Origin of the sequence: Proteus sp. STS61-E, from assembly GCF_040932335.1 — a bacterium.
GTDB lineage: Bacteria > Pseudomonadota > Gammaproteobacteria > Enterobacterales > Enterobacteriaceae > Proteus > Proteus mirabilis_B.
On sequence record NZ_JBFQGE010000004.1, the window covers coordinates 232076 to 254352 of the forward strand.

The following is a 22277-nucleotide window of genomic DNA, read 5'->3' on the forward strand; positions in this document are numbered from 1 at the left end:
CGTTCCTTTTTTATTTGCAGGAAATCTGATTATGCTAATAAAAAACCCTTTAGCACATGCAATGGCATTAAGCTTATGTTTATCATTACCCGCACTGGCATTACCTTCTCTTTCCCATGAAACTTTCGGCGATATTTATCTCTTTGAGAGCGAAATACCTAACACCCTCACCACTTCAGATAATAATCAATTATCACTGAGCAAACAGCACGCTAAAGATGGTGAACAATCACTCAAGTGGCAATATCAACCACAAACCACATTAACGTTAAATAATATTGTTAATTACCAAGACGATAAAAATACAGCGACACCACTCACTTTTATGATGTGGATTTATAATGAAAAACCTCAATCTTCCCCATTAACATTTGCATTTAAACAAAATAATAAAATTGCATTACGTTTTGATACTCAACTAGATTTTACGGGATGGAGAGGTATTGCAGTTCCTTTTCGCGATATGCAAGGCACTGCAACAGGTCAATTTGATCAATTAGTGATAACAGCCCCAAATCAGGCAGGAACTCTCTTTTTTGATCAAATTATTATGAGTGTACCTTTAGACAATCGTTGGGCAGTTCCTGACTATCAAACACCATATGTAAATAATGCCGTAAATACGATGGTCAGTAAAAACTGGAGTGCTTTACTGATGTACGATCAGATGTTTAAAGCGCATTATCCAACTCTAAATTTCGATACCGAATTTCACGATGATCAAACTGAAATGGCATCAATTTACCAGCGTTTTGAGTATTATCAGGGAATTAGTAGCGATAAAAAAATCACCTCAGACATGCTAGATAAAAATTTAGCGCTTTGGGAAAAATTAGAATTAACCCAACACGCTGATGGCTCAATAACAGGAAAAGCACTAGATCATCCTAATCGACAAAACTTTATAAAAGTTGAAGGTGTATTTAGTGATGAGACAAAACAAGCATTGCTTGATGCTAATATGCTAAGAGATGTGGGCAAAACACTTCTTCAAACCGCTATTTACTTGCGCAGTAATTCCTTATCAGCAACCGATCGAAAAAAATTAGAAGATCTCTATTTATTAGGAACTCGTTACGTCCTTGAACAAGGTTTTACACAAGGTAGTGGTTATCAAATTATCACTCATGTTGGCTATCAAACCAGAGAGCTTTTTGATGCATGGTTTATTGGGCGTCATATTCTCGCAAAAAATAACCTTTTAGCCCCCACTCAGCAAGCAATGATGTGGTACAACGCGACTGGACGAATTTTCGAAAAAGACGAGGAAATCGTTGATGCAAACGTTGATATTCTCAACACTCAATTACAGTGGATGATAAAAAGCTTATTGATGTTGCCAGATTATCAACAGCGCCAACAGGCTTTAGCACAACTACAAAGCTGGCTAAATAAAACCATTCTAAGCTCAAAAGGCGTTGCCGGTGGTTTTAAATCTGATGGTTCTATTTTTCATCATTCACAACATTATCCAGCCTACGCTAAAGACGCATTTGGAGGTTTAGCACCAAGTGTTTATGCGTTAAGTGGCTCGCCTTTTCGCTTATCAACTTCAGCACATGAGCGTTTAAAAGATGTTCTGTTAAAAATGCGGATCTACACTAAAGAGACACAAATTCCTGTGGTATTAAGTGGCCGTCATCCCACTGGATTACATAAAATCGGGATAGCTCCATTTAAATGGATGGCCTTAGCAGGAACCCCTGATGGTAAACAGAAGTTAGATCCCACATTATCCGCTGCTTATGCAAAACTAGATAACAAAGCATATTTTGAAGGTATTAAGGCTGAAAATGAACCGGTTGGTGCATGGGCAATGAATTATGCATCAATGGCAATACAACGCAGAGCATCAACACGGTCACCGCAACAAAGCTGGCTCTCAATTGCTCGTGGTTTTAGTCGCTATCTTGTTGGTAATGAAAGTTATGAGAATAACAATCGTTATGGACGCTATTTACAATATGGACAATTAGAAATTATTCCTGCTGATTTAACTCAATCAGGGTTTAGCCATGCTGGATGGGATTGGAATCGATACCCGGGAACAACCACAATCCATCTTCCATATAACAAACTTGAGGCAAAACTTAACCAATTACCTAGTGCGGGTATTGAAGAAATGTTGCTTTCAACTGAGAGCTATTCTGGTGCCAATACATTGAATAACAACAGTATGTTTGCTATGAAATTACATGGCCACAGTAAGTATCAACAGCAGAGCTTGAAGGCAAATAAATCCTATTTCTTATTTGATAATAGAGTGATCGCTTTAGGCTCAGGTATTGAAAATGATGATAAGCAACATTCGACAGAAACAACACTATTCCAGTTCGCTGTTCCTAAATTACAATCAGTGATAATTAATGGCAAAGAGATTAATCAATTAGGTACTCAGTTAACTTTAAATAATGCAGATACTTTAATTGATCCTGCTGGTAATTTATATAAGCTAACTAAAGGGCAAACCGTAGAGTTTAGTTATCAAAAACAGCATTCACTTGATGATAGAAATTCAAAACCAACAGAACAATTATTTGCAACAGCTGTTATTTCTCATGGTAACGCACCAAGTAATGCAAATTATGAATATGCAATAGCTATCGAAGCACAAAGTAATAAAGCCCCCGAATACACGGTATTACAACATAATAATCAGCTTCATGCGGTAAAAGATAAAATAACCCAAGAAGAAGGATATGCTTTTTTTGAAGCCACCCAGTTAGATTCAGCGAATGCAACATTATTATCCAGTGATGCACCGGTTATGGTCATGGCTAAAACACAAAATCAGCAATTAACATTAAGTATTGTTAACCCTGATTTAAATTTATATCAAGGTATAGAAAAAGATCAAATTGATGATAAAGGTGATCAAATCGAAGTTAGTGTTTATTCTCGTCATTGGCTTACAGCAGAATCGCAACCAATAAATAGTACCATTACCGTAAAAGGAATATGGAAATTAGTAACACCTCAAGCCGGTGTTATTATTAAGCATCACAATAACAACACTCTTATTACGACAACAACAATACAGGCAACGCCTACTGTTATTAATTTAGTTAAGTAAATTTGGTAATTTTTTATTAAAAAAGTTAACGAATTAATTAATTATTTAAAAGAGCAAAAACAAATCGATAGCTTTATTATTAAGAATAAATGTGTTGTGCTCAATGCTTATTTTGTTATTCTCTGTGCGGGTGCTTGGATCAATCTGGTTCAAGCATTTTGCCAACGCCAGAAAGAGAAAAGCCCCGGAAAATATATTCATATTAACCGAGGCGAACTCAAACATAGACAATTTGATTTTGCCTCTATCTTTATCGGAGTGCAAGAGGAAATGAAAAAATATTTTTTAATCGGGCTAATGATCGTGACGATGATATTACCAAGTAACGTATTATTAGAGCGTAAATATCTTATTTACGCATACCAAACAATGAATATTTAATTATTCAGGTTAATATAGCTTTTACTTTATATTAATTTTGTGGGGGAGCGATCCCCCACAGTTTCCTTCTTCAATGATGGTATGTTTATCTCAGCACCCAAATTTAAAATAAGAGGTAACAGATTACCGTTACCTCTTATTATATTAACCACACCTATTAACGAATTAATTAATTATTTAAAAGAGCAAAAACAAATCGATAGCTTTATTATTAAGAATAAATGTGTTGTGCTCAATGCTTATTTTGTTATTCTCTGCGCGGGTGCTTGGATCAATCTGGTTCAAGCATTTTGCCAACGCCAGAAAGAGAAAAGCCCCGGAAAATATATTCATATTAACCGAGGCGGACTCAAAAACAGACAATTTGATTCTGCCTCCATTTTTATCGGAGTGCAAGAGGAAATGAAAAAATATTCTTTAATCGGGCTAATGATCGTGACGATGATATTACCAAGTAACGTATTATTAGAGCGTAAATATCTTATTTACGCATACCAAACAATGGATATTTAATTATTCAAATTAATATAGCTTTTACTTTATATTAATTTTGTGGGGGAACGATCCCCCACAATTTCCTTCTTCAATAATAGTGTGTTTATCTCAGCACCCAAATTTATAATAAGAGGTAACAGACTACCGTTACCTCTTATTTTATTAACCACACCTATTAACGAATTAATTAATTATTTAAAAGAGCAAGAACAAATCGATAGCTTTATTATTAAAAATAAATGTGTTGTGCTCAATGCTTATTTTGTTATTCTCTGCGCGGGTGCTTGGATCAATCTGGTTCAAGCATTTTGCCAGCACCAGAAAGAGAAAAGCCCCGGAAAATATATTTATATTAACCGAGGCGGACTCAAAAACACAACAATTTGATTCTGCCTCCATTTTTATCGGAGTGCAAGAGGAAATGAAAAAATATTCTTTAATCGGGCTAATGATCGTGACGATGATAATATCAAGTAACGTATTGTTAGAGCGTAAATATCTTATTTACGCATACCAAACAATGGATATTTAATTATTCAAATTAATATAGCTTTTACTTTATATTAATTTTGTGGGGGAACGATCCCCCACAATTTCCTTCTTCAATAATAGTGTGTTTATCTCAGCACCCAAATTTATAATAAGAGGTAACAGACTACCGTTACCTCTTATTTTATTAAAAATAAAAAAGCCGACCTTATTTTTTGGTCGGCATCCTAGATAGGAAAATATTGCGCGGAAGGCATGTGAAGCGCAAGAAAAACAACAAAGCGTCAATATCAAAGCTCTAGCAATTTTACAAAAGATTTAAAACTTCACTTCCTGCTAATAAATAAGCACCAGCACCATAATCCATATTATGTTCAAACTTCACTTCACGAGGGTTAAATGCCGGAAGTTGAACCCAACCTATCATGCCATTGTCATGAATACAGGTTTGTAATGCTGACCATGCTCTATTTAATGCAGGAAAATACACATCTTTCTCTAATATTCCCTGATTAATTCCCCATGCTAATCCATAACAAAATAACGCTGTCGCTGAACTTTCTGGAGCAGGGAAATTATCGGGATCGAGTAAACTAGTCCGCCAAAAACCATCTTCATGTTGATAATCTAGGATGGAGGTCGCTAATTCTTTAAACAATGCAATATAACGTTCACGATCATGATAATCATCAGGCATATATTTTAAGATACGCGGTATCGAAGCTAAAACCCAACCAATACCACGGCTCCAAAATACTTTTTCACCATTAGCTTCGCGTAATTCATTACCTTGACCATCAGGAATATAGCGATGATCACGGAAGATAAGCCCAGTTTCAGGATCACGTAAATGGTCAATCGCATCCCAATAAGCTGTGTGCATATAATCTAAATAGCGTCGTTCATTGGTGATTTCAGCTAATGCAGCAAATCCTGGAGGCGCCATAAAAAGCGCATCACACCACCACCAATCTTCGCGGCCAGGCTTTGGCTCATTAAGCATGATATCAAATGCTTTGATTGTTGGTTCAATCACTTCAGATTGTTCAAAAAGCGGGCTAATGGCGAGATAAGCTTGAGCGCAAACATGATCATCAGCAAAACGAGCATTAGGACCTGTTCTAAACCCTGTATGCAGTGTGTAATTCAATATGCCATTAAGATATTCTTCGTCTTGTGTAGCTTGCCATGCCGTACTTACACAACTCCATAAAACACCGCGTTCCCAATCTGTATCTTTAATAAAACGGGTTTTACCACTACGGCGACGAACACTGCGAACTTGATTAGCCGATTGATAACGATACACTCGCTTCATGTTTTGTAATACAAGCTCTCTTTGCAAAGTCTCTGTATTAGCGTGTTCCATCCTATTTCTCCATGAAATTAACGAGCTAACCAACCACCATCAACAGCAATGGTGTATCCATTAACATAGTCACTGGCTTTAGAGGCTAAGAAAATAGCAGGACCTGCAACATCTTCAGGAGTTCCCCAACGTCCAGCAGGAATACGCTCTACAATAGCAGCATTACGAGCATCATCAGCACGCAGAGCCGCTGTGTTATCTGTTGCCATATAGCCCGGAGCAATTGCATTTACATTAATATTGTACTGAGAGAGTTCAGTCGCCAATGCACGAGTTAATCCCATTACTGCAGATTTACTTGCGGTGTAAGAAGGCACACGAATCCCCCCTTGATAAGAGAGCATAGAAGCAATATTAATTATCTTGCCCCCCTCTCCTTGTTTCACAAATTGGCGAGCCACTTTTTGGGATAAAAAGAATAGTGTTTTCTGGTTAATATCAATCACATCGTCCCAATCTTTTTCACCAAACTCCAAAAGATCTTCTCGACGAATAATACCTGCATTATTTACTAAAATATCAATGCGCCCCATGACAGAAATTGCTTCATCCACCAGCGCTTGTAATCCATCTTGTTTCATTAAATTTTGCGTAATGTAATGAAAACGACGCCCCAATGCCTCTACTTGTTGGCGAGTTTCTGGCGCATCTTGAATCCCAACTCCCACAATATCTGCACCCGCTTTGGCTAAACCAATAGCCATGCCTTGACCTAGCCCGGTATTACAACCAGTGACAATAGCAACCTTGCCATTTAAATCGAATAAATTCATAACAATAACCTCTAGGATGTGGCTTTATAGCCACATCTTTTTATATGTAGGATAAGAAGAAAAATGTGACTATTCGTGGTTATTTCAGATCTTTCATTGCTACGTGATCCATATCGTGGAAAACCTGATTTTCACCAACCATTCCCCAGATAAAGGTATAAGATGCTGAGCCCACACCCGAGTGAATTGACCAACTAGGGCTTATCACCGCTTGCTCGTTACGAACAACCAAATGACGTGTTTCCGTTGGCTCTCCCATATAATGGAAAACCACATTGTCATCTTTCATATCAAAATAGAGATACACTTCCATACGGCGTTCATGAGTATGGCAAGGCATGGTATTCCATAAGCTACCCGGTTCAAGAACCGTCATACCCATAGATAATTGGCATGTTGGCAGAACTGAAGGGTGTAAGAATTTATAAATAGTACGAACGTTACAGTTTTCTGCATTCCCAATTTTTTCTGGTGATGCTTGTTGCTGCGTTATTTTGCGAGTTGGGTAAGTATGATGAGCTGGCGCGCAATTCATATAAAAACGTGCCGGTGTTTCTACACTGTCACTGGTAAATTCAACACTTTTAGCGCCCATTCCGATATAAATCGCTTCACGAGGACCAATGTCAAAGACATCACCATCAACAACCACTTTACCAGCACCGCCAATATTAATGGCTCCTAACTCACGTCGTTCTAGAAAAAAATCAACGCCTAACGCTTTACCCGCCATTAATGCTAAAGGCTGTGTTGTAGGAACAATACCGCCAACAATAATGCGATCTATATGGCTATAAGTGAGATTCATTTCCCCTTCACAGAATAGGTTTTCAATCAGGAACTCCTTGCGAAGTCCTTCTGTATCAAGCCTTTTAGCATGTTCACTATGAATTGGCTGACGAATTTCCATTATAAATACCTCATTTTTACTGATGGGTGCATAACTAAAAAAGCTATACATTTTCCCCGGATACAGAGTAAATATGATTTCCTCTGATGAATGTATCGGTGAGATGAAAACATTCATCCACCACAGCAAAGCTGGCTTGTCGCCCTGCTTTGATATAACCCAACTTATCGCCGATGCCGAGATACTCAGCTGGGATCGCACTCGCCATTTGTACTGCTTCCCATTCAGGAACATGTGCTCGTTGCACCATATTTCTTAATGCACTGTCTAAGCTACATGTACTCCCAGCCAAAGAGCCATCTGCTGTTTTTGCCTGACCTTGGGAGACGCTAACTGTTTGAGCGCCCAGCGTGTAATCACCGTCAGGTAATCCCCCAGCACGCATGCAATCTGTAATTAAAGCGAGTTGTTGATAACCTTTCATGCGATACGCTAATTGCATCATAACGGGGTGAACATGAATGCCATCTGCAATCAATTCCGCCAATACATTGTGATACAACACGGCACCACAACATCCCGGTTCACGATGATGAAGTCCCGTCATTCCGTTATACAAATGCACCCCACAATCAGCACCATGTAAAAATGCATCTGATGTTTGTTCATAAGTTGCCGCTGTATGCGCCACACTAGGTTTAATGCCTCGATTGACCAACCAATCAATCGCCTCCATCGAACCTTGTGCTTCCGGCGCAACAGCGACACGCAATAATGTGTTACCCGCACTTTCAAGCAATGTTTCTAGCTCTGATATTGTTGGTGCTTTTAGATATTTCACAGGATGAGAGCCTCTATGACGCTCAGTAAAATAAGGTCCTTCTAAAAAGCTCCCAAGTAACAATGCACCCGAAGTTTGTGGCTTCGATAAAAATGTACGTACTTGTGATAATGCTTGGCGAATATCATCCATTGGTGCTGTTACTGTTGTACCAACCCATGCAACTACACCTGTTTTCACTAACGCATCAGCTATGGTTTGTAACCCTTCTTGAGTCGCATCCATTACGTCAGCACCTTCACGACCATGAATATGAATATCCACAAAACCGGGTAGTAACGATTTCCCTTTTAGGCGAATAATGGGGCAATCTGTTGGCGCTTGCGTGGTGATTGATTCAATAACATCGCCTTTAACACGGACATAGCAAAGATAACGAATACCTTCTGGTGTAAAAGTTCGGTCGGCTAAAATGGCATATTGCTGACTCATAAACCGTCTTCTTCTTCAACATCATTGCTGTCTATTTGTGCCAATTGCTCACGAATATCTTGAATACTGTCTTGCCCTATTTCGCGTAATGTTTGCACTAACTCTGATGTTGAACACCCTTCTCGTTCGAAAGCTGCATTAACAATCATTGGTAGATTCACACCCGCTAATACTTCAACAGCAGGATTTTGCATCATAATTGCCATTGCACGATTACAAGGGGTTCCACCGGGTAAATCTGTTAAAAATAGATATTGCTGACATGACATTGAGTTAATCGCTTCACGCATTTTTTCTTCAAGTTCATCCGGAGAAATTGACTCAACAAAATCGATAAATGCGATATCTTCTTGCTCACCAGCAATCGCTTTTACGGCTGATGCCATACCAGAGGCGAAATTAAGATGTCCTGAAACAATAAGACCTATCATGAGTGACTCCTTGCGGGCAGCAGAAACCTCTCCTGCCCGTTTATAGCAAGTTAATAATGTATTTCGATTGACAATAACGACGGTGGTAAAGGTTCTCTGTTATAAGAATCCTAATACGTGACCGACAACGCCAAATGCAAGAGTTGAGAAAATCAATACCGGAGGCTTACCCCAAAAACCGGTGCTTTTCACCATTTTGTACATCAGGAAAACCAAGCACAGAGGCAGTAAATTCGGCATAATTTTGTCAAAGAGCGCGCTTTGCAATTCAACCACCTTTCCTCCCAGCTCTAACGAGGCGGTGGTTTGCACCTTGATAAAGGTTGCGGAGAGCGCCCCAATGACAAAGATACCCATAATATTGGCAGCTTTAGCTAGCTTTTCGGTGGCATCACTCATATTGACCATCGCAGCGGTTCCTGCGCGATAGCCCATAAACATCAGCCCGAAATACACTAAAAAGTGAACAATTTGATATAAGAAGAAGAAAACAAAAGGCCCCGCAATCGAACCTTCCATAGCAATAGATGCGCCCAATGCTAATGTCAGTGGCATCAGGGTCATATGGTCGATAGCATCACCAATGCCCCCTGTTGGCCCCATTCCTGCAACTTTCATCACGTTAACAGTCGATGGTTTTTCTTTGTTTTCTTCCATTGCAACGGCTGTACCCAATAAAAAGGTAAACAGCTTAGGACTGGCATTAAAAAATTGCAGATGGTTTTTCAGTGATGTTGCATAGTCACGCTTATTGTTCCCATGGATCTTCTTTAATGCTGGGATAATCGAGAAGGCAAATCCACCACCTTGCATACGTTCAAAGTTAAAGTTACCTTCCATAAATAAACCACGGAATGCACACTTCCAAAGATCGCCTTTAGTGATAACTTTTCTGACAGTGGTATCTTGATACTCATCAATGCCATCAATCAAAGAACCCGTTTCTGTTTTATCCTGCGTTTTCAATGCGGTGCTATTATCAGATACCATCTTCGAAATCCTCATTCTGCTGACTTGTATTTTTGTTGTTACCACTAAAGAAGAAGTAGAGCGCAGCAGCTGATGCGCCTAAAATCGCGACTGCCATAATTGGGAGTTTTAGATAGGTTGTCATCACGAAACCAATGAAGAACACACCAGCGACTTCTTTTGACCACATGATTTTCAACAACATTGCGAAACCAATAGCAGGAACCATTTTCGCTCCGATGCCTAAGCCTTCAAGCAACACTTTCGGGGTATTATCATCAATCCATTGAGCCGCATGCTCACCAAAGTAGACTGTCACAAAGGCAACTAAAGCATAGAGTAATGAACGTACCGTAATTGTGATAATAAGTAGACGAGAAACTCCGGCTGCATCAGCTCTTTCCGCATATCTATCCGCTTTCCCCATTGTGAAAGCAGTCATAGCAAAGAAACCAATCACGAGCATTTGCATTAGCACCGCAATAGGCATACCAATTCCCATGGCAACTTCAGGTGATTGGTTTGTCATTACTGCAAAAGCAACAGCAGCAATCGTACCTAAAGTCACATCTGGCGGCTGAGCACCAGCGTTAGGAACCAACCCTAACCATGCGAGTTCTAACGTTGCACCTGCAATTAATCCAACCTGCATATCCCCCATAATCAGACCAACAACGGGCCCAGTAATGAGTGGTCTGTGAATATTTAATGCAACGTCATACTTATCTATACCGCAAAAAAAGGCCCATAAAGCCACTAAAGAAGCTTCAAAAATCATAAATAATCCTCAAACCTGCTAATGCAGGTTTTTTGTTCAGGAAATTATCAGGCTGATGCGAGCGCTAGCACATCAACAGGTGTCTGATCGGGAGTGTTTTGGATTGTGCAAGTGACCCCATTTGCGACGAGGCTTTTAAACGCTTCAATGTCTGCATCATTGACTGATACGGTTTTCGCAATTTGACGTTTCCCTTCATGAAAATGCATATTGCCAACATTACAATGAGTAATGGGCACGCCACCTTCCACTAAACGGGCAACATCTTTTGGGTTATTACACAGAAAAAAAATTTTCTGACGAGGAGATGCTTTACTAATAACATCAATAGTTTTTTGAATAGAGAAGAAACGAACAGCGTATTCACCACCCGCTGACGCTTTCATTCCTGCTTGCATAAATGCGGCATTAGGGCCTTCTGCTGCATCATCATTAGCCACTAAAATCAGGTTTGCTTCTGTATGTTTACCCCATGTAATGCGGATTTGACCATGAAGTAAACGTTCATCAATGCGGGTCCAGACAATATTCGGTGTGTTCATGATTAGCTCTCTTATTATATTTTATTAATTTAAAGCAGACTGTGTGTCGTCTTTTTTGTGTGAGAACGGATAAATGGTGACGCCTTGTACAACACGGTTGATTTCTCCTGTCGGAGACGGGTTATCAGGCGTATTCCCTAGTGCAATGGAACTGTGAAATGCGAATGATTGCGCCAACATCAAGTAAGGGAACAATAGCGCCACATCAGAACAGTTCTCTAACGCAGGAATATAAACAAAACTCTCTGGTGAGAAAGCGTTATCATTTCGTGCGGTGATCGCGATCACCTTGCCTGATGCATTATCGTGAATAACCTCTCGTAATAAGTCAGTCTCATATTGACGTGTATAAGGATCATTAGAGAAAAACATCACCACTAAAGTTTCTTTATTTACGATAGACTTAGGCCCATGTCGAAAGCCTAGTGGAGTATCAAAACTAGCAACCACTTTACCCGCTGTAAGCTCTAACATTTTCAACGCGGCTTCCTGTGCTAAGCCTTGTAATCCACCACTTCCAAGATAAATAACTCGTTTAAACTTCCCGGCGTATTTATCCCTAATAATTTGATTTGCTTTATTAAACTGCTCTTTATAGTGGCTAAAAAACGGAGCGATAGAGTCACTAAAAACGTTATCACCTAAAAAGATGGTTACCGCAGCCATCATCATGGATGAAAAACTAGAGGTCATCGCTAAAGAACGATCGTTTGATTCTTCAGGCATCAACAATGCCAATGCACTGCTGTTATTTTGGCAATACTCATAAAGCTTGCCATTTGCATTACATGTCAGCACCAAGTGATAACACTGTGATAGGCATTCAGTCGCAACATCTAATGCAGCCACACTTTCAGGGCTATTGCCTGAACGTGCAAAAGAAATCAATAACGTAGGAATGTCTTCTGCTAAATATTCTTGTGGATCAGCCACTAAATCAGTTGTTGCAATCGCATCGACGCGACGTTTTGTATGGCCACTTAAAATAGGAGCCAATGCTTTCCCAGCAAATGCAGACGTACCCGCGCCAGTTAAAATAATTCGTGCATGAGGCACTGCCAGCGCTTTATTTAAAAAGGCTTCAATATCAGCACGTTTTTCTTTTACTGATTGCCATGTTTTCTTCCAACATTCTGGTTGTTGCTCAATTTCTTTCGCAGTCCAAAATGCATTCAGTTGCTCTAATTGAGCGGTCTGATAACTTAAATATTCCATGGTTTCCCTCAATTAATGGACATAGCACGCATCGGCATAAACCGATAACACATCACGAATTTTCGCAATAACAAAAGATTCAGGCGATCCGTCAATCATGCCTTCTCTAAATTGGGTAAATTGATAAGGCAGATATTGGCTTAGTAACGGTAATGGAATAGGTTTAATGGATAAGTTATCCATTAATGTGTCGATGGCGGCATTAATCTCAGCATCAGGCCAGTAATAGCGAATGCGATCACTAAAACTATACACTCTAGCAAAGGCTTGTTGACGCTCATCACCATGATAGTACTTTTGCCAAAAGCCCGGTTCACGGCACATCAGTTGCTCCATTTTTTCACGTAATTTAGAGCACTGTTCTTGAGGGAATAATGTTTCTTCAATAGAGCAAAGTGCGTATAAACCTTCACGCATTGCAAAAGTTAATGCAGGCCCTACTTTTAAAATGGCAAAGTGATCATGAACTAACTGCTTATAAGCTTCTTTAGTTTGATAATCCGTAGAGTGGGCTTCGAAAACAAGATGAGAATAATCATTTACCACTTGGCTTAATGCTTGTGCTTCTTCTTGTTGATAATCAATGATACCCGTATGATCAAATTCAACGCCAGGTTGAACAACCAAACCAATCACGCGTTCCCAACAATCACCAATGCTCACATTTTGAAAAGCTTGGCGATGGCACTCTAATGTTTTTCGTGCAGCATCAGGTGAAGTCACTTCAACAGTATCAAGTTCTTCAGCAGCACCGCCCGGAACGGGAACTTCTGTACCAACAACATAAACAATATCACTTGTGCCAAATGTCTCTTTTGCCGTGTTTTCTGCAATCACAGCAAGACGTGCTGCACGAGATGCCACAATTTCATCCGTTAAAGGAATTGGATCATCAGCACAAGACATACTGCAATCGAGATGAATTTTTTTAAAACCTGCGGCAACATAATGTGCAATCAACACATCTGCATTTGCCATCGCTTCTTCAGCGTTAAGATGTTGCCAACGATTAGGCCCTAAATGGTCACCACCAAGAATAAGTTTCTCGATAGGAAAACCCACATTTTCAGCTTGTTCAATGACATATTGGTAGAAGTCAGCGGGAGTCATTCCCGTATAACCACCAAACTGATCAACCTGATTAGAGGTCGCCTCAATTAGCAGAAAGGAATCATTATCCAGCGCTTGTAATAGAGCTGCTTCTATTACTAAAGGGTGGGCAGAACAAACAGAATAAATACCATTCTGTTTGCCTGATTTGTGTTGCTGAACAATCTTTTCTAAAGGATGCATTAAATACTAACTCCATAATCAACACCGGCGGTGTTGCTAATGGAGTTAGCAAATTACGATGCCTTATCGTCGACGATAATCACTTCGATTTTGTGCTCTTTCAGTTCCTGAATATATTCTTCAGGGATACCTGAATCGGTCACTAAGATATCGATATCACCAAATTCTCTGATCATATGACAGCTGCGTTTACTGAATTTCGTAGAATCTGCAACCGCAATAATCGTTTCTGAGATATCACACATTAAACGGTTAAGACTAGCTTCCTGTTCATTGTGTGTAGTGATACCAACGCGTAAATCGAATCCGTCAACGCCTAGAAAAACCTTATCAAACCGGTAATTTCTAAGACTATTTTCAGCTTGTGAGCCTGAAAAAGACAACGCACTTTTTCGCAATACACCACCGGTCATTAATACTTCCACACCTGAGGTATTTGCTAACTCCATTGCGACATCCAGACCGTTAGTCATGACCACTACATTTTCGCGCGACTTTAAATTTGTCGCGATTTCGCGAGTAGTTGTCCCCGAGTCAAGAATGACGGTGTCTCCATCCTTTATCAGCGTTGCGGCAGCTTTCCCGATTAATGTTTTTATGCCCGCGTTTTGCCCACGTTTTTCGTGGATACTCAATTCGGCAATAAATCCTGTATTAGGAATTGCTGCACCATGAGAACGAACGATATAACCATTTTTCTCAAGAAAACTTAGATCGCTGCGGATAGTGACACTTGAGACTTTGAATAATTCAGCGAGATCTTCGACTCTGGCTTTACCTTGTTGGTTTACCATATCGAGGATTTCCATACGCCTCTCAACTGCCGCTTTCACTTTCGTCTCCTTACGAAACCAAAAGACTTTCTTTCGATTGGTTTCGAATGTAGTTTACTACGCCAATTTTTACCGACAATGCAAAAAAACAAAACTTTTGATCTCTTTCACAAAGTTTCGAATCATCATCGATTGCTTACGATTATTTTCGTGTAGCTTCAATAATAGCCTTGAGGCCACCAGTTTCCAATAAATAAAATGATATAACGCAACGCTATACTTATGATCACACCATATATCGCTATATAAAACACAATAATATAGATTTAATACAACCACATCTCAGAAAATACAGAGTAAAACTTCACTACATTCATTTATTTTCGAAAAACAAATCAAGATAAATAGCTCAAATGGTCAATAAATCCTGAAATAGTATCAAACCGAAAGTATTGAAATCGAAAATTCATACTTTAATCTTTCGAAAATAACTTTCAATTACTTTCGATATTTCGTATTTGTGATTTTAATCTCTTTTGTTTTGATAAATTTTACGTAATGTAACAGGATAAAAAAGAAACTCAGGAAATGACTAATGGCATTAAATCAACCTGCTTATTTTCATATGATGGCAAAACCTACAAGCTACCACTGTAATATTAAGTGTGAATACTGCTTTTATCTGGAAAAAGAAAATATTTTTCAAGATGAAGAAAAAGAGGCTGGTCATATAGTCATGCCTGATGGTGTGCTGCGTCGTTATATTAAAGATTATATTCAATCACACGGTGGCGATCAGGTTGATTTTTCATGGCAAGGTGGTGAGCCAACGCTTGCAGGGCTAGCTTTCTTTGAACAAGTCGTCAAATACCAAAAGCAATTTGCTAACGGCAAAACGATTACAAATAGTGTACAAACCAATGCAATCGCCATTAATCGCCAATGGGCGCAATTCTTTGCCGATAACCACTTTCTATTAGGCGTTTCAATTGATGGTATTGAGGCTGTTCATGATAAATATCGCATTTCGGTTAATGGAAGCCCTACTTTTGAAAGAGTAAAACGGGCAATTAACCTACTTAATGAGTATGGCGTTGAATTTAATACACTCACTGTCGTTAATGACCAAAATTGGAATAAAGGAAAAGAAACCTATCAAGCCTTAAAAGCGTTAGGCTCAACCTTCTTTCAATTTATCCCAATTGTCGAAGTTGATAGACGCTTTCCTCATACTCACGGAGGTCATTACGCTCCGGGTCCAAATGCACAATTAGCGCCATTTTCCGTTCCTGCTGAAGGCTACGGACAATTTATGACTGAAGTGTTTAATGAATGGATACGCCAAGGCGATATTGGAAAAATATACATTCGTTTATTTGATAGCTTGTTAGGCACATGGATGGGATATCCTGCATCAACATGCATTCAATCTAAAACCTGTGGTCAGGCATTGATCATTGAAGCCAATGGTGATGTTTATTCTTGCGATCACTATGTTTATCCCGCCAATAATTTAGGCAATATCCATCAAAATAGCCTTGCTCATTTAGCCACTTCAAAACAGCAACAGCGCTTTGGTCAAAATAAATATGACAAACAAACCAGCCTCTGCAAGCAATGTGAAGTACAAAGCTTATGTTATGGCGGTTGCCCTAAACATCGCATTATTGCTATTGAAGGTGAAAAACATCGCCATAACTACCTGTGTCGCTCTTATAAAAAAATATTTCATCATACAGCGATAGGTATGCAACTAATGCAACAAGCCATTTCACGGGGAGGTCTTGCTAGTGATGCGCTTCCTGCAATGAAAAGAAACTACCTAAAGTAACCCCTCTTTTATTTTATCTTGTTTATTCTGGAGACAATCCGTGACCTTACTTTCTGTTAAAAAAAGCCTACTAGCGGGGCTGATTGCTACATCGTGTTTAAGCATTCCAATCTCAGCTAATGCAGGTGGTACGCCTGAAAAGCCAAATATTTTATTAATAGTGATGGATGATTTAGGTACAGGACAACTTGATTTTGTACTGGATACATTAGATGTTGATGCGTTAGCGCAAAGACCCACACCGCCACGTTATGAAGGCGATATCAATAAAATGGTAGAAGCGGCGCGCATTGCTATGCCCAATGTCAGTGAAATGGCAACAAATGGCGCTAAAATGACCAATGCCTTTGTTGCCCATCCTGTTTGTGGTCCTTCCCGAGCGGGTATCTTTACTGGGCGTTCTCCAGCAAGCTTTGGTACTTACAGTAATGACGATGCCATTTTAGGTATTCCCCAAGATATCAAACTATTGCCTTCACTTTTCCAAGAAAATGGCTATGCCACCGCCAGTATCGGTAAATGGCATAACGCAAAAGTTATTCGCAAACCGAAAATTAATGAAAGTAAGCAAACTCGCGATTATCACGACAACATGATTTCAACGCCAGAAGCAGGTTATGCTCCTCATGAGCGTGGTTTCGATTATGACTTTAGTTATTATGCATCGGGCGTAGCTTTATGGAACTCACCTGCATTTTGGCGTAATGGTGTCAATGTTCCAGCTCCGGGCTATACCACACATCTTTTAACAGATGAAACATTAAAATTTATCGATGAACATAAAGATAAACCTTTCTTTATTAATCTCTCCTATAGCGTTCCTCATATTCCGTTAGAACAAGCCTCACCCGCTAAATATATGGAGAAGTTTGATACTGGCAATGTTGAAGCAGACAAATACTTTGCTGCCTTAAATGCAGCCGATGAAGGGATCGGGCAAATTATTGCAAAGTTAAAAGAAAACGGTGAGTTAGAAAACACACTGATCTTTTTCTTATCGGATAATGGCGCAGTTAATGAATCGCCAATGCCAATGAATGCAATGGATAGAGGCTTTAAGGGGCAAATGTTTAATGGTGGCGTTAGAGTGCCTTTTATTGCCTATCAGCCCGGTACTATTCCAGCCGGAATGAAAAGTGATGAGATGATCTCTGCACTTGATATTTTACCGACGGCATTACAAACAGCAGGCATTGCTATTCCCGACAATCTAAAAGTTGAAGGGAAAAACATCATGCCTTTACTTAAAGGTGAAACAACACAATCACCTCACAATTATCTATATTGGGCGGGTCCTGGCACTAAACATTATAGCGAAGAAAACCAAGAGTTTTGGCACGGATATCATCAATGGATAACCTATCAACGTAAGACTCCCCCCACTAACCCTAATTTAGAAAAACTGTCTAAAGGTGCTTGGGCTGTACGTGACGGCGAATGGGCACTCTATTTTTATGATGATGGAAAAAATCAGCCTCAACTTTTTAACGATAAAAATGATCCGGCTGAATCAATCGATCTTGCCAAACAAAATCCACAGAAAGTAACAGAACTAAAAAATGCGTATTACCAGTGGATCAAGGATAAACCAAAGCCTGTTCTTTGGGGACAAGATCACTATCAAATACTAGTGGATTCTGCAAAACCTTAATATTCAACTTCCGTTTTGTTTCGCAAGGATGCGTCTTTTTTCTGAGATACGAAAATGGCTATTGAAATTGCATCTTCAGCACGTCCAAAACTCCCTTATGAGCACCCAAACGTAGAAATCTACCAACGCTTATTTAAGGAAAATATTATTCGACGATTGGTCAGAAAATCAGCTTATCGTCGCTATGATAAAACGATTACTGACTTTTTTAATGATGAGAATCAGTCACTTTTTTCTTTATGCGAAATGCTGACACAATATGTCACACAGGCTTTTCATCATTACCAAGTCTGGGGTTACTCTCATGCTTATTATCCCGGAAGCCCGGGGCAACAAACAGCAAGAACTGATGCTCTTGAAGGTGTTAGTAGAGTACTTCCTCTACTTGCTGCATGGACTGTTAGTAGCAAAAAAAGTACGCTGATGGGATTAAATCAGCAACCTTTCAACTTACCTTTAATGATCAAACAAAGCTTTATTCATGGTACTGATCCACTTCATAAAGGGTATTGGGGAAAACTCGAAGATTACGATCAACGAATTTGTGAAGCATCTGATTTAGCGCTTACTCTTTGGATAAGCCGCGAATGGGTGTGGGATACATTAACGCCCGCAACACAACAACAAATTATTGCTTGGTTCGAACAAGTTAATCACTGCAAGATTGTCGATAATAACTGGCATTTCTTCCCTCTTACCGTCCAATTTGTGATTAAAGCACTCACAGGAAAAGACACGATTGCCCATTGGCGCTATGAAAGATTAAAAGAGTTTTATGTTGGTGATGGATGGTTTCGTGATGGTGCAAAAGGTAATTATGATTACTACAATGCATGGGGATTTTACTATTCATTGTATTGGTTAGCGCAAATTGACCCTCAATTTGATACGACATTTATTACTCAATCACTTAATACCTTTAATCAACACTACCTTTATTTTATGACGCCAAAAGGTATTCCTTTCTTTGGTCGTAGCGCCTGCTATCGCCTTGCGGTTTCTGCTCCATTATTAGCAGGTGTCGATTTACACTGTCCTTCAGTAAAAGTAGGTGAGGCAAAACGCGCCTTTGAAAGCAGCTTGCGTTATTTTATATCTCAAGGTGCATTAAAAAATGGTGCTCCAACTCAAGGTTTATTTACTCATGATCCTCGTTTAGTTGATAACTACAGTGGTCCTGCCAGTAGTTTTTGGTCATTACGCGCCGTAATTATCGCGCTTTATTGCGCTGACCGTATCAATTTATGGCAAACGCCTTCACTACCTTTGCCTATCGAAAAAGATAACTTTCGTTTCGAAATTCCATCTATTCAAGCTTTAGTAACCGGAGTGAAAGCAACACAAGAAGTGAGTGTCATTTTTTGTGAAGATTATACGGAGAAACAAACACCATTAACTCGTCGTTTAGAAAAACAGACCTTAGCACAAAAAGTCGCTGAAACCGTGATAGGACAGTCAAGACGACCGAAAAACAACTTATTACGCAAAGGGATCACCAGTTATAGCTCTAAAATGGCACATTTTTTCTAGTTGCCTTTCATTTGCTTTCAGTGCGAAGGCAATAAAAATGTGATTTAGATCTTTTACCTTTCTATTTCTTTCGTTTATTATAATTCGTAATTAAACGAAAGATGAGAGGCAAACATGTATCTGGTTTCTACTCGTAATATGCTCAATAAAGCACAGCGTGAAAATTATGCTGTGCCTGCTTTTAATATTCATAACTTGGAAACCATTCAAGTTGTGATGGAAACGGCAGCTGAGATGGCATCACCTGTTATCTTAGCTGGTACACCAAGCACGTTTGCTTATGCAGGTAGTGATTATTTGATCTCTATTTGTCAGCAGGCTGCAGAACAATATCGTATCCCTGTTGCTCTACATTTAGATCACCATGAAGATATTCCTGATATCTGTCATAAAGTCATTTCAGGTGTACGATCCGCGATGATCGATGCCTCTCATTTTCATTTCGAAGAAAATATTCGCATCGTCAAAGAAGTGGTCAATTTCTGCCATCATTGGGATTGCACTGTGGAAGCTGAATTAGGTCGTCTTGGAGGACAGGAAGATGATCTTATCGTTGATACAAAAGATGCCCTATTCACCGATCCTGATTCAGCGGTACAATTTATCAAAGCAACAGGAATTGACTCATTAGCTGTTGCAATTGGTACAGCACATGGCATGTACAAACATGAACCTCATCTCGACTTTGATCGCTTAGAAATTATTCGTCAAAAAACAGACATCCCTTTAGTACTTCATGGTGCATCCGGTATTCCTGATGCAGATGTGCGACGTTGTATCGATTTAGGTATTTGCAAAGTTAACGTCGCAACCGAACTAAAAATAGCTTTCTCTAACGCAATCAAGCAGTACTTCTTAGATAACCCTGATGCAAGTGATCCTCGTCATTACCTTGTGCCGGGCAAAGCCGCAATGAAAGCTGTGGTTGCAGATAAAATTCGTGTCTGTAAAAGTGATGGGAAACTGTGAAGACAAACAAAACTGTCGCCATTATTGGCGAATGTATGATAGAGCTTAGTGGTCAACCTTTTTTACCGCAACAACAACGTTTTGGCGGTGATACGTTAAATACAGCACTATATTTATCACGACTAATCCCTTCATTACATCCTCGCTATATTACCGGTTTAGGCACTGATACTTACAGTGCCTTAATGCAAAAAGCATGGGAAGAAGAAGGAATTAACTGCCAATCTGTTATTACTCTTCCCGAAAAACTTCCTGGCTTATATGCCATTGAAATTGATGCTTTTGGTGAGCGTAGTTTCCACTATTGGCGTAATGATGCAGCGGCACGTTATATTGCGACTGATAGCCGTTTTGCAGCACATCTCAATGCACTTTCTGATAATAGTGTGATTTATCTTAGTGGAATTTCTCTTGCTATTTTAACGCCGGAAGGGAAAGAAGCTTTACTCACGCAATTAACTCACCTTAAACAACGTGGGATCACCTTAATTGTGGATTCAAACTATCGACCTCGCTTATGGGATTCAATATTTCATGCACAAGAGTGGTTTGAAAAGCTGTATAGACTTAGTGATATCGCTTTAGTTACGGGTGATGATGAACAAATACTTTGGCAACAACCCGTTTTGACAGAACAAGACATAGCACAGCGTCTTCATCAATGGGGCAATCAAAACGTGATTGTCAAACTCGGTGCTCATGGCGCTTTCTGGTCTGATGGCATAGATACGGGCTATGTTTCTCCCAAACCCATTGGTTCTGTTGTTGATACCACCGCTGCGGGTGACTCTTTTAATGCTGGTTTTATCGCTGCTTGGCTACAAAATCATACCTTAGCAACCTGCTGTTTATGGGGAAACACCTTAGCAGGGTTCGTCATCCAACACCATGGCGCAATCATTCCTCATGAAATTACTGATTCATTCTACACACTAATCAAGGATAACCATGACACAGTCAATTGTTGATACTCTTTCATCACTGAAAGTGATCCCCGTGATCCAAATTAATCGCGCTGAAGATGCAATCTGGCTAGGTGAAATTCTAACCCAAAATAAATTACCCGTTGCCGAAATTACCTTTCGTACTCCTGCGGCAGTTAAAGCGATTAAGCTAATGTATGAACACTTTCCTGAACTCATTTTATGTGCAGGAACAGTATTAACCGCACAGCAAGCTGATATGGCAAAAGAAGCTGGAGCAAGCTTCGTTATCTCTCCGGGTTATAACCCAAGTACAGTTGATTACTGTCTTAATAACGGCATTGATATTGTGCCGGGTATTAACAATCCAAGCCAAATCGAAGTTGCTCTTGAAAAAGGTTTAACCTTACTTAAATTTTTCCCCGCAGAAGCCTCTGGCGGTGTAAAAATGCTCAAAGCATTAGCTGCACCTTATGCTCAAGCCCAATTTATGCCAACGGGTGGAATTAGTTTAAATAACGTGAGTGATTACCTTGCTATTCCACAAGTTGTTGCTTGCGGAGGAAGTTGGATTGCCACAGCTGATACGATTGATAAACAAGATAAAGAAACCATTGTTAATCATATTCAAAGTATCCACTCATTACTAAAAACACATAAGGGATAAAT

20 protein-coding genes are annotated in these 22277 nt (G+C 39.5%); 9 read left to right on the forward strand and 11 right to left on the reverse strand.

Annotated features, from left to right (window positions below):
* Positions 1–31 precede the first annotated feature (31 nt).
* The 3 genes from AB4J89_RS11420 to AB4J89_RS11430 all read left to right on the forward strand — a co-directional run bounded on the left by AB4J89_RS11420 (position 32) and on the right by AB4J89_RS11430 (position 3967).
* Positions 32–3073: a chondroitinase family polysaccharide lyase gene (locus tag AB4J89_RS11420; RefSeq protein ID WP_368469271.1), complete on the forward strand. Its 3042-nt coding sequence runs from the start codon at positions 32–34 to the stop codon at positions 3071–3073.
* Between the two features lie 96 nt (positions 3074–3169).
* Complete coding sequence (locus tag AB4J89_RS11425; RefSeq protein WP_311755651.1) at positions 3170–3454, forward strand: hypothetical protein; 285 nt, start codon at positions 3170–3172, stop codon at positions 3452–3454.
* A gap of 81 nt (positions 3455–3535) precedes the next feature.
* Entirely contained in the window at positions 3536–3967 is a 432-nt protein-coding gene (locus AB4J89_RS11430) for a hypothetical protein (protein ID WP_368469273.1), read from the forward strand.
* A 778-nt stretch (positions 3968–4745) separates the two neighbouring features.
* Here the strand turns inward: AB4J89_RS11430 and AB4J89_RS11435 are convergent.
* From AB4J89_RS11435 to agaR, 11 genes are all read right to left on the reverse strand, one after another.
* Complete coding sequence (locus AB4J89_RS11435; RefSeq protein ID WP_088494879.1) at positions 4746–5807, reverse strand: glycoside hydrolase family 105 protein; 1062 nt, start codon at positions 5805–5807, stop codon at positions 4746–4748.
* Between the two features lie 17 nt (positions 5808–5824).
* Complete coding sequence (gene kduD, locus AB4J89_RS11440; RefSeq protein WP_098942141.1) at positions 5825–6580, reverse strand: 2-dehydro-3-deoxy-D-gluconate 5-dehydrogenase KduD; 756 nt, start codon at positions 6578–6580, stop codon at positions 5825–5827.
* Positions 6581–6659: 79 nt separating this feature from the next.
* Positions 6660–7490 carry a 5-dehydro-4-deoxy-D-glucuronate isomerase gene (gene kduI, locus AB4J89_RS11445; protein ID WP_098942140.1) on the reverse strand — a complete coding sequence of 277 codons (831 nt, stop codon included), beginning with the start codon at positions 7488–7490 and terminating at the stop codon, positions 6660–6662.
* Between the two features lie 43 nt (positions 7491–7533).
* Positions 7534–8703 (reverse strand): N-acetylglucosamine-6-phosphate deacetylase, encoded by a 1170-nt coding sequence (nagA, locus tag AB4J89_RS11450; RefSeq protein WP_088494878.1) that lies wholly within the window; start codon positions 8701–8703, stop codon positions 7534–7536.
* Positions 8700–9134, reverse strand: coding sequence for a PTS galactosamine/N-acetylgalactosamine transporter subunit IIA (gene agaF, locus AB4J89_RS11455; RefSeq protein WP_088494877.1), 435 nt, complete (start codon positions 9132–9134; stop codon positions 8700–8702). Before agaF ends, nagA begins: the two co-directional genes overlap by 4 nt.
* Before the next feature lie 99 nt (positions 9135–9233).
* On the reverse strand, positions 9234–10124 hold the full coding sequence (locus AB4J89_RS11460) for a PTS system mannose/fructose/sorbose family transporter subunit IID (RefSeq protein ID WP_088494876.1): 891 nt from the start codon (positions 10122–10124) through the stop codon (positions 9234–9236).
* Positions 10114–10881, reverse strand: a complete 768-nt coding sequence (gene agaW / locus AB4J89_RS11465; RefSeq protein WP_088494875.1) for a PTS N-acetylgalactosamine transporter subunit IIC — start codon at positions 10879–10881, stop codon at positions 10114–10116. The genes AB4J89_RS11460 and agaW overlap by 11 nt, the downstream gene beginning before the upstream one ends.
* Positions 10882–10928: 47 nt before the next feature.
* On the reverse strand, positions 10929–11423 hold the full coding sequence (agaV, locus tag AB4J89_RS11470; RefSeq protein WP_368469278.1) for a PTS N-acetylgalactosamine transporter subunit IIB: 495 nt from the start codon (positions 11421–11423) through the stop codon (positions 10929–10931).
* Between the two features lie 24 nt (positions 11424–11447).
* The gene (locus AB4J89_RS11475) at positions 11448–12638 is read right to left on the reverse strand and encodes an SIS domain-containing protein (RefSeq protein WP_368469280.1); all 1191 of its coding nucleotides are present in this window, start codon (positions 12636–12638) and stop codon (positions 11448–11450) included.
* A 12-nt stretch (positions 12639–12650) separates the two neighbouring features.
* Positions 12651–13931 carry a tagatose-bisphosphate aldolase subunit KbaZ gene (gene kbaZ / locus AB4J89_RS11480; RefSeq protein WP_368469282.1) on the reverse strand — a complete coding sequence of 427 codons (1281 nt, stop codon included), beginning with the start codon at positions 13929–13931 and terminating at the stop codon, positions 12651–12653.
* A 53-nt stretch (positions 13932–13984) separates the two neighbouring features.
* Positions 13985–14764, reverse strand: a complete 780-nt coding sequence (gene agaR / locus AB4J89_RS11485; protein ID WP_088494872.1) for a transcriptional repressor AgaR — start codon at positions 14762–14764, stop codon at positions 13985–13987.
* Between the two features lie 535 nt (positions 14765–15299).
* Between agaR and AB4J89_RS11490 the strand changes: the two genes are divergently transcribed.
* From AB4J89_RS11490 to AB4J89_RS11515, 6 genes are all read left to right on the forward strand, one after another.
* The gene (locus tag AB4J89_RS11490) at positions 15300–16535 is read left to right on the forward strand and encodes an anaerobic sulfatase maturase (RefSeq protein ID WP_088494871.1); all 1236 of its coding nucleotides are present in this window, start codon (positions 15300–15302) and stop codon (positions 16533–16535) included.
* Positions 16536–16575: 40 nt separating this feature from the next.
* On the forward strand, positions 16576–18186 hold the full coding sequence (locus tag AB4J89_RS11495; protein ID WP_088494870.1) for a sulfatase: 1611 nt from the start codon (positions 16576–16578) through the stop codon (positions 18184–18186).
* A 54-nt stretch (positions 18187–18240) separates the two neighbouring features.
* Positions 18241–19716, forward strand: coding sequence for a DUF2264 domain-containing protein (locus AB4J89_RS11500; protein ID WP_088494869.1), 1476 nt, complete (start codon positions 18241–18243; stop codon positions 19714–19716).
* Positions 19717–19830: 114 nt separating this feature from the next.
* The gene (locus tag AB4J89_RS11505; protein WP_088494868.1) at positions 19831–20685 is read left to right on the forward strand and encodes a tagatose bisphosphate family class II aldolase; all 855 of its coding nucleotides are present in this window, start codon (positions 19831–19833) and stop codon (positions 20683–20685) included.
* Positions 20682–21653, forward strand: a complete 972-nt coding sequence (locus AB4J89_RS11510) for a sugar kinase (protein ID WP_368469285.1) — start codon at positions 20682–20684, stop codon at positions 21651–21653. Before AB4J89_RS11505 ends, AB4J89_RS11510 begins: the two co-directional genes overlap by 4 nt.
* Positions 21634–22275: a bifunctional 4-hydroxy-2-oxoglutarate aldolase/2-dehydro-3-deoxy-phosphogluconate aldolase gene (locus AB4J89_RS11515; protein WP_368469287.1), complete on the forward strand. Its 642-nt coding sequence runs from the start codon at positions 21634–21636 to the stop codon at positions 22273–22275. Before AB4J89_RS11510 ends, AB4J89_RS11515 begins: the two co-directional genes overlap by 20 nt.
* Positions 22276–22277: the final 2 nt, after the last annotated feature.